Raw genomic sequence first — 8,499 nt, 5'->3', positions numbered from 1 at the left:
GCCCGATGTGCCCCCGCGCCGACCGGCCGGGGGACGCGGCCGCGCTGCTTGCCGCGGCGCCGACCGGGAGCGAGGCCGTCACCGCGACGACCCCCAGCGATCCCCAGTTCGAGCCTCCGATCCGCGCGATCCACACCACGTTCCCCCGCCACCCGGCCCGCCGCCGGAGAACCCGCCGATTACCAACGAGCTCTACACCTACCTGGCGATCATGGCCGCGCCCCTCGTCGCCTTCGGGATCATACTGGCGACGCCGTGGGGCCTGCCCCTCCGGACGATCCTTTCGACCCGCGCCGGCGCTGCGCGTTCGCGGTGGGATTCCTGGCGTTCGCGGTCGCCGTGACCGCGAGGCGCACGTACATCGCGGGCCGCCGGGCGGGCAACGTCCTACTAAAGAGACGTTGAGGCCGCCTATGCGCAATCTGCGATACGTCACGAGGCGGTCGAGGCCTCCGTAGCCAAGCGGTCCGACGAGAACCTGCGCGCCGAGCTCAAGCGCTGGGTTTGCCTCACCCTGATCACCGTTGGCCTCGGGCTCGGCGGGTGCGCCACCGTCCGGACGGGCGGCCCGGGCAAGGGCGTGGCCTGATGCGAAAACGAGAAGCCGATCCGGCTGTCGGCCGAGCATGTCGACGCCATGACCACGCACGAGAACCCGAAGCGTACCGCCGGCATGCGCAAGCTGCCGTTGCAGCTCATCCCCCGGGTCGCCCTCGTCCAGGAGGCGGCCGTCGTCGGCCTCGGGGCGGACTGCCCGGCGAAGGCCTACGGGCGGCACAACTGGAGGACCGACCCGATCGACGCCGAGACGTACGTCGGGGCGATCGAGCGGCATCTCACGCTGTGGGCGGCCGGGGAGGACGCCGACGAGCAGTCCGGCGTATCGCACCTGGCGCACATCCGGGCCACCTGCGCGATCCTGCTCGACGCGATCGAGGCCGGGACGTTCCTGGACGGGCGCCTGCGCAGCCCCGAGACGATCAGGATCCTCAAGGCCTACGACGCGGCCACGATGCCCGTCGTGAAGGGCACGCAACCCGTCATTTAACGGGGGTTCGGGCGCACGTGATTGCCCGCCCCCTCGAACGTGCCCGATTTCGTCCCCTCGCAAGCTCATGCTGGGACAGCGTTTATCGGGCTCTCGTGCCGAACGTGGCACACTCTCAGCACACGGAAACGCGTTACCTCCCGTTTTCGGGGCAGGGTCGCGGGCCGTCGTACCGGCGGAACGTCACACCTCCGTGCCGGAGACCGTTCGGCACCTCCACGAGGTCCACGTCGTAGCTGACGACGCTCCCCCCGTTGGCGTAGCAGCGGGCCGCCCGGACGCGGCCGCCGCCGTACCGGGGGTGCTAGCAGTCCAGGCCGTCGATCCCGATCCCGGCGCGGTCCACGAGGATCGAGGCGGCGTCCTGGCCGACCGGGCAGTATAGCCCCGGGGCGGGCCGGGCGACGGCGGGGGCGGCCGCGAGGGCCAGTGCGGCGGCGAGGGCGATACGTATCACGGCACGTGCTCCACGGTGATCCAGGCGGTGCCGTCGGCCTCGAACCAGACGGCGGCCGCGGCGGTGATCAAGGTCCCATCGGGGGCTCGGAATCCCGCCTCGACGGACGGCCGGTACCGGACGCGGACCGCGTCGGGCGGGGGGCGCGTCCCCGTTCCGGGACGTCCTCTCGCCCAGGCGTGGACGTCGCGGACGCCGGTCCGGACGCACCGGACTCGGCTGGCCTCCGACACGCGGAACGTCACGCCGACGAGCACGATCGCCTCGACGTGCGCGGCGACCCAGCCGCCGATCCGCACGCTCCAGCGCTTCCGGGTGAGGTTGCGGTAGACGTCGACGCTACCGGACGTGCTCATCGCACACCGTCTCGTACCAGCCTCCCCGCGTGCGCAGCTTCGCTGGCGCGCCGCAGACCTCGCAGACGCCCCGGCTGATGCGCTCCACGGCCTCTATGATGCCGGCCGCCGCCGTGGCTCGCGGGTCGTCGCTGTCGTCGCTGTAGTAGAACCGCAGCGTGCCGAACTTGGACTTGACCTGCTGCGCGACGAAACCTTGCGGTGGTCCGTATTCCCGCATCCATTCGGCCGCCATTACTAGCAGTGCGTGCCACCCCGCCGAGGTTTCCGTGGGGCTCGTGTAGACGTCCGGGTAGGCGTCCGCGAGGCGCAGGTAGCTGTCCTGCGGCGGCACGAGAGGTGCCGGCGGGCGGCGCCACCGGATCGCCACGAGGCGCGAGCAGGCCTCCACGGCGAGGGCGCGATCGCGGCGCAGGTGCTGCCGATCGGTCGGCCGCATCGACGTCGGCACGCCCACGTAGCGGACGCGGGGCCCGTCCGGCGTCAGGTCGACGCCCGTGGCCGAGACGTCGACGGCCTCCTCGCCGAGGGCGACGGCCACGTACGCGAGGAACTCGGTGGTCATGCGGTCGCTGGTCATGCGTGGCTCCCTTGGCGGACGACAGGCAGGCGGGGGACGGCGGCGAGGAATCCCACCGCCGACCGGGCTTCGTTGAGGGCGACGGCCGGGTCGCGGTCGCCGTCCTGGACGAGGCGCGCGAGCGCCCCGAGGTACCCGTACACGCCGCGGCCGAGGTGCCAGTCGCACCGCTCCGCCTCGCAGGCCTCCTCTACGTCGGCGCGGAGGGCCTTGATCAGATCGAGCATGGGCGACCTCCTACTGCCGGGGGGCGGACTGTTCGCGGGCGGCGAGGACGCCGTCCACGAGGCGACGCAGCCGGCGCAGGCTCCCCCCGGACCATGCGGTCCGCAGGGCATCGAGCTCCACGGGATCCAGGGCTGGGACCCACGCCTCGTCGAGACCGAGCTCGGCCCGGGCGGCGTCGAGCAGCTGGGGCGCCAGGGCGTCCAGGTGCTCCGGGCCGGGCTCGGGGACGTGGACGACGACCAGGCGGTCGAGCAGGGGCTGGGGGATGCCCTGCAGGCTATTCGCCGTGAAGCACCAGTTGATCCGACTGAGATCTACGGCGTGCTCCAGAAACGGGTCCCGGTACCGAGACGAACTCTCGACTTCGAGCATGCCCAGGAGCACGTCATGGAGTGCTCCATTGTGCCTGGACGACCCGGCCTTCTCGACCTCGTCGACGATGATCATCGGGTTCGCGATTCCCGCTGACACGAGGTCCTTGAACGGCGCGCAAAACTTGGCGGACGACCATCCCCGAGGCGTACCGCCGAACATTCCGTCGCTGGTGCCCGCAGCCGGATGCAGGCTCGGCGCGAGGCCAAGCCCCTCTCCGAGCCGGCGCGCCAGCCGGGTCTTGCCGCAGCCGGGCGGGCCGACGAGCAGCAGGCGCGGCAGGCGCGTCGTCTCCTGCCCGGCGAGCGGCCGCAGCGCGCGGTCGACGATCGCCTCGGCCTGGGGGAACTCGGCGGCGAGGGCATCCCGCAGGGCCGGGAGGTCCTCGGGCGGCTGCACGAGGGGCGTGCGGACGCCGATGACGGCCTTGGCCTCCGTCCAGGGATCGGCGTCGTGCGAGCGCTTCTTCGGCGGGCCACCGGCGGGCGGCTCGACGACGACGAGGCCGGGCGGCTTCGGGACCGGGTCGGGATCCGGTTCGGGGCCGGTGTCGCGGATCTCGCCACGGTCCTCGGACACGCGCTCCAGGTGGCGGAGTTCGTCGAGGCTGAGGCCCGACGTCGGCTTGGACACGTAGGGCACCCCGATCTCGCCCTCCTCGACGGGGCCGGCGTCGATCGCGTCGAGCACCACGCCGGCGAGGCGGATCGCCTTCCTCGCTTCGTACCGGCACTCGATCAGGTCGTTGTGCCGAAGAAGCCCCGGCTCGACCGGATCACCCGGGCGGGGGGCGTCCCATCGGGCGCCCTGCATCCAGGCAAGCATCGACAGGATCGCGCCCCAGGTTTCGGGGGACGGCGTCCCGTACTCCGTGTCGTTCGTCCAGATCTGCATCGCGTGAACGGCGCATGTCGCCTTCGACCGGGCGCAGCCCAGCGCGGCCGCGTAGATCGTCGCGCGCAGCCCGACGGCATCGACGACGGTGGCCGTCTCACGCAGCAGCGGATCCCGGCGATCCGGGCCTTCGTCGCGGGCCAGCGCGAGTTCGGCGCTTCGGGCGAGCACGCGGAACGTCCCGATCGACGGGGAGCGGTAGGCCGCTTCAAGCGCGGCCTCGAACCGCGTCGGCCACTTGTGCGGACAGGCCGGCCGGAGGAGGTCGAACAGATAGGCCTGGGCGTCCGCCAGCGCGTCCGAGCCCGTGAACTCGTAGCCGCACAGCAGCTGCGCGTTGTCGGGCAGTCCCGTGGCGATCCGGGGTTCGTTGTAGGCGGGCAGGCCCTTTCGGACCTGCAGCACGTATTGCGCGCGCAGGCGCGCCTGATGGTCGTCGGGCTTGGACATGGGGGCACTCGCAGGAACGGGGACGCGGGCGCGCCGAGCGGGGCTCAGGCGGCGGTGGCGGCGGTCCGTTTCAAGCTGCGAATGGCGTTCACGGGCATGCGCTCCAGTGGAGCCTTCCTTATAGGGAGGGCTGCCCTCGACGTCTACGAGAAAGCCTGGACGTGACTAACCAAACCTGTACTGGGAGGAATCTGCTACAGGGCTGTGCTTGCCGAAATCTTGCGATGTCACGTCCGTGTGGCTTTCGCGCCACTGTGCGAATCCTCGTGTCGGGACGACCCTCTCGGCATGCTCACGCACGCGATGCTCGTCCTCAGCGCCTTCATCGCCCTGGTGGCGGCGTTCGCGGTCGACGTCGTGCGGCGGCTCGGTCGCTAGGGGGACGGGATGCTCGATCAGCACGTGGACATCGAAAGGGTCGCCGACGCGGCGCGCCTCGTCGCCTCGCTGCCGGCCGGCGCGCGCGACTACTTCGACGGGCTCGTGAAGGACGCGCGGGTCGAGGCGCAGCGCGTGGAGAACAGGGCCCGCCTTCGGAAGCTGAGCGACTTCGAGGTCGTTGGCGAGGTGGTGACGGTGGCCTGCCCGGATCCCGAGCAGGCGCTGGAAACCCTACTCGATGCCGGCTTCGTTCGCCGGGTTGTCCCGGATCTCAACGCCGCCGGCGAGAACCGCTGGGAGGTCGGGATCCGGAACATCGTCACGATCTTGCACGGAGCCCGGCATCCCTTCGAGATCTACGACATCGTCGAGGAGGTCCGCGCCCTGGCGGCCATCGCCGGGCGCATTCCAGGCTGCACGCTGGAGAAGGTCTTCGAGGCCGTGTTCATGGCCTCCGGCGAGGGCTGGAACGGGGAGCATCCGGGGCAAGCCGAGAAGAGCGATGATTTCGCCGAGCGCATGAAGCGTGACCTCGCCATCCTCACGGCCAGCTGACATGGCAGGCCCCGCTCCCTATCCCGCCGAGGGTCAGGTCTGGCTCGACGTCGCGAAATCGAAGGCCACAGGCCGCCGCCACAAGGTGACGATCAGGTTCGTCTTGGAGCGCGAAAACCCGAACTACTGCCGATACAGCCCGCCCTCCCAGGCAGCGGTGACGTACCTGCCGGCGGGTCGGCGGACCAGCCTCTCGATGCAGATCGAGCCGTTCCTCGCGGCCTTCCAGTTCCTCGCATGACTCGCCGCCCGATCCCCTTGGACCGCCCGGGCATGGAGCGGTCCCTGCGCAACGCCCAGGCCGCCCAGAAGCGCGCGATCGTGCTCGACGACCCGGCCGCCCTGCGCCGGGCGATCGCCCGCACGGAGGCGGTCGTCGAGGCCCTCGCTATGGCCACTTCGCGAGGTGATCATAGCGCCTTCGCGGCCGGCCTCGCCGCGTACGGCCGCTGCCTCGATGCGTGCCTGGACCGCGCGACCGATGAGCCGGAATGCCGGGATTCCTTTCGGCGTGCCGACGCTGCCAGGAGGTCGACATGATGGACGCGGCCTACTGGGGGAGCGTCGGCGCCGCCTACCTCGCGTTCGCCGTCACGGTCGGAATGCTGATCCGGTGGAGGGCCCGATGAGCGGCTCAGTCCTCGACGCGCGACCGCACCCGGGCGACGGCCCCCGCTAGCCACGTCAACGCCTCGACGCCGAGGGGCGTCCCCGTGGGCTCGCCGCGCCGGTCCCACTCGATCGCCGCCGCGCAGGTGAGGCGGGCCGCGTCGATTCGGTCGAGCAGGCTGCCCTCCGTCCAGGGCTCGCCCCCGAGGGCGCGCTCCACGTCTCCGAGGGCGCCCGCCAGATCGGGCCAGCCGGCGTCGGCCGCGGCGAGCACGGCCGCGATCGGGTCCCCGTCCTCGTAGGCGATCACGCCCCCGGGGCGACGGCGAGGGAGGCCGTCGAGGACGCGGAGGCTAGCGGGGTCGTAGGCGTCGTCGGGCATGCCGGCGAGACTCGCGCGGATCGGCCGGCGGGGCAAGCCCGGCTGTCTACGGGGATCCCGGCGACGTGGTCGGCCTGGGCGTGAGGGCGGGAACTCCGTCGAACCTTTTAACTGAGGAGACTTCCATGGACGCGATCACCGGACAGACCCTCATCGGGTGGGGCGTGAAGCCCGGCGCGCACTTCAAGGAGGCGCTGGCCACCGCGAACCGGATGCGCGGCGAGGGCGTGGGGCAACCCGCGATCCTGGCAGCTATCCAAGCGCTGGTGCCAGCGACGATCCCGCTGCGGGCAACGGCGACCCCCTACGCCCGGGCGATCGACGCGGAGACAGAAGCCGAGCGGGCCAACGTCGAGGCCGTGTTCGCCCACATGGACGAGCTGATGCGTGTGCCGACCATCCAGGCCGGGGCGGTGATGCCCGACGCCTGCCCCTCCGGTTCGACGTTCGGCACGATCCCAGTCGGCGGTGTGGTCGCTTGCGCCGACGCGATCCATCCGGGCTTCCATTCGGCCGACATCTGCTGCTCGGTGGCGATCACGGTTCTACGTGCCGACTGCGATCCCCGCGCGCTCCTCGACGCCGTGCAGGCCGTGACGCACTTCGGGCCGGGCGGACGCCGCGCCCCCGCCCTGATGCCGGCATCCGTCGCGTCGGCGATCGACAGCAACACCTTCCTGTCCGACCCGATGGGGAAGGCGGTCGGTGATTTCGGGAGCTAGGGTGACGGCAACCACTTCGCCTACGTCGGCCACCTGCGCTCGTCGGGCCTTCCGGCACTGGTCACCCACCACGGCTCGCGCGGCCTCGGCGCGCAGCTATACAAGAAGGGTATGGGTGCCGCCCAGCGCTACACCGCGAAAACCGCGCCCGAGGTTCCCAAGCACAACGCATGGATCAAGGCCGAGAGTGCCGAGGGAGTGGCCTACTGGGATGCGTTGCAGATCGTCCGCGATTGGACGCGCGAGAGCCACTACGCGATCCACGATCAGGCGCTCGCCCGCATCGGCGCCGCGGCGGCCGACCGGTTCTGGAACGAGCACAATTTCGTCTTCCGACGTACGGACGGCCTGTTCTACCACGGCAAGGGCGCCACCCCTTCCTTCGCCGGGTTCTCGCCCGAGGATACCGGCCGCACGCTGATCCCCCTGAACATGGCCGAGCCGGTGCTCATTACCGCTCACCGGGACCGTGCGGAGACCTTGGGCTTCGCCCCGCACGGGGCGGGCCGGAACGTCTCGCGCACAGCCTACCTGCGCTCCAATCGGCCGGACTACCCGCCGGGGATCGACGTGCGGTTCTTCAGCGGGCGGCCCGACCTGTCCGAGTTGCCCGGCGCCTACAAGGACGCGGCAGCGGTCCGGGCGCAGATCGAGAGGTACGACCTCGCGGAGGTGGTGGACGAGGTCATCCCCTACGGCTGCATCATGGCTGGCGATTGGGAGGCTGATGCACCCCGGAGAAAGAAGCGCGCTGCGGCTGAGTGTGTCGAGGTGGCGATGGGGGTGATGGGATGAGCGGGTACCTGGGCGATCCGAAGGCATTCGAGGCATACGCCAAGATGATGCAGGGCGGCCTCGGGCGGACGTGGTTGGCCACTTGCAAAGCTGCGGCCCAACGCCGGTCGCGCCGGGCCCCCTCGAACGAGCAGCCCGTCCCGGGGGTGAACCGAGCGCGCCGGCGGGCCGAGGCGGCCCGGGCCCGGCAGGCATAAAAACGGTTCAACATCGGCGATCCCTGTATCCTTTTTATGCCTCGGCCGGTCCCGCGAACCTGGCGCACGGCCGGGTGGTCGGGCGCGCCGTGAGGAGCTCACGCCGGTAGGCTAGGCAGACGTCGGCCACCGCGACCTGCCCGTTGCGCCGCGTTGCCGGAGTGGGGCCCTCGATGCGGACGTGATGCCGGCACCCCGGGCAACGGCCCGCCGGATCCTCCCGCCGGTAGCCCCGCACGTCGTCGGGTACGTCGAACGGGCGCGTGCCGGACAGCGACGTGAGCGACAGGTAGGCGTTGGCGGGCATGGGGAGCCTCACGGTTGGTCCCACATCATTCGAGCGGGCACACACGAGTTCGACACAAAATTTCAGGAAGATTTCAGGGTATGCCCGCCCGCCCCCGGGCCCCCGGCCGACCTTGTAAAACGATTCAAGGAACGGCTTTCCTGAACCCTTTTACAAGGTCCTAGTA

The 8,499-nt window shown here is 70.9% G+C and carries 10 protein-coding genes and 1 pseudogene; 5 read left to right on the top strand and 6 right to left on the bottom strand.

The window, feature by feature from the left end; all coding sequences use genetic code 11:
• Positions 1-637 precede the first annotated feature (637 nt).
• The gene (locus FV230_RS20485) at positions 638-1,048 is read left to right on the top strand and encodes a dATP/dGTP diphosphohydrolase domain-containing protein (protein WP_147843703.1); all 411 of its coding nucleotides are present in this window, start codon (positions 638-640) and stop codon (positions 1,046-1,048) included.
• Positions 1,049-1,352: 304 nt separating this feature from the next.
• Here FV230_RS20485 and FV230_RS29820 read toward each other — a convergent pair whose 3' ends face one another.
• From FV230_RS29820 to FV230_RS20465, 5 genes are read right to left on the bottom strand one after another with little or no spacing between them, the layout of a single operon-like run.
• A complete protein-coding gene (locus FV230_RS29820; protein WP_187275564.1) occupies positions 1,353-1,505 on the bottom strand; it encodes a hypothetical protein in 153 nt (50 codons plus the stop codon).
• The gene (locus FV230_RS20480) at positions 1,502-1,861 is read right to left on the bottom strand and encodes a hypothetical protein (RefSeq protein WP_147843702.1); all 360 of its coding nucleotides are present in this window, start codon (positions 1,859-1,861) and stop codon (positions 1,502-1,504) included. Before FV230_RS20480 ends, FV230_RS29820 begins: the two co-directional genes overlap by 4 nt.
• On the bottom strand, positions 1,845-2,441 hold the full coding sequence (locus tag FV230_RS20475) for a hypothetical protein (protein ID WP_147843701.1): 597 nt from the start codon (positions 2,439-2,441) through the stop codon (positions 1,845-1,847). The genes FV230_RS20480 and FV230_RS20475 overlap by 17 nt, the downstream gene beginning before the upstream one ends.
• Positions 2,438-2,668 (bottom strand): hypothetical protein, encoded by a 231-nt coding sequence (locus FV230_RS20470; RefSeq protein WP_147843700.1) that lies wholly within the window; start codon positions 2,666-2,668, stop codon positions 2,438-2,440. Before FV230_RS20470 ends, FV230_RS20475 begins: the two co-directional genes overlap by 4 nt.
• A 10-nt stretch (positions 2,669-2,678) precedes the next feature.
• The gene (locus tag FV230_RS20465) at positions 2,679-4,385 is read right to left on the bottom strand and encodes an AAA family ATPase (RefSeq protein WP_147843699.1); all 1,707 of its coding nucleotides are present in this window, start codon (positions 4,383-4,385) and stop codon (positions 2,679-2,681) included.
• Between the two features lie 402 nt (positions 4,386-4,787).
• On the opposite strand from FV230_RS20465, the gene FV230_RS20460 reads away from it, so the two are divergent.
• The 3 genes from FV230_RS20460 to FV230_RS20450 are packed head-to-tail and all read left to right on the top strand — an operon-like array spanning position 4,788 to position 5,861.
• Positions 4,788-5,321 (top strand): hypothetical protein, encoded by a 534-nt coding sequence (locus tag FV230_RS20460; protein ID WP_147843698.1) that lies wholly within the window; start codon positions 4,788-4,790, stop codon positions 5,319-5,321.
• 1 nt (position 5,322) lies between these two features.
• Entirely contained in the window at positions 5,323-5,562 is a 240-nt protein-coding gene (locus tag FV230_RS20455; protein ID WP_147843697.1) for a hypothetical protein, read from the top strand.
• A 32-nt stretch (positions 5,563-5,594) separates the two neighbouring features.
• Positions 5,595-5,861, top strand: a complete 267-nt coding sequence (locus tag FV230_RS20450; protein WP_147843696.1) for a hypothetical protein — start codon at positions 5,595-5,597, stop codon at positions 5,859-5,861.
• A gap of 94 nt (positions 5,862-5,955) precedes the next feature.
• On the opposite strand, the gene FV230_RS20445 is transcribed toward FV230_RS20450, so the two are convergent.
• Positions 5,956-6,312: a hypothetical protein gene (locus tag FV230_RS20445; RefSeq protein WP_147843695.1), complete on the bottom strand. Its 357-nt coding sequence runs from the start codon at positions 6,310-6,312 to the stop codon at positions 5,956-5,958.
• A 125-nt stretch (positions 6,313-6,437) separates the two neighbouring features.
• Between FV230_RS20445 and FV230_RS20440 the strand changes: the two are divergent.
• Positions 6,438-7,829 (top strand): annotated as a pseudogene (locus FV230_RS20440) (RtcB family protein).
• Positions 7,830-8,499 lie beyond the last annotated feature (670 nt).

It is taken from the genome of Methylobacterium sp. WL6, from assembly GCF_008040095.1.
GTDB lineage: Bacteria > Pseudomonadota > Alphaproteobacteria > Rhizobiales > Beijerinckiaceae > Methylobacterium.
Note: the sequence above shows the minus strand (reverse complement) of the source record. Positions and strands in the feature narration are given on the sequence as shown.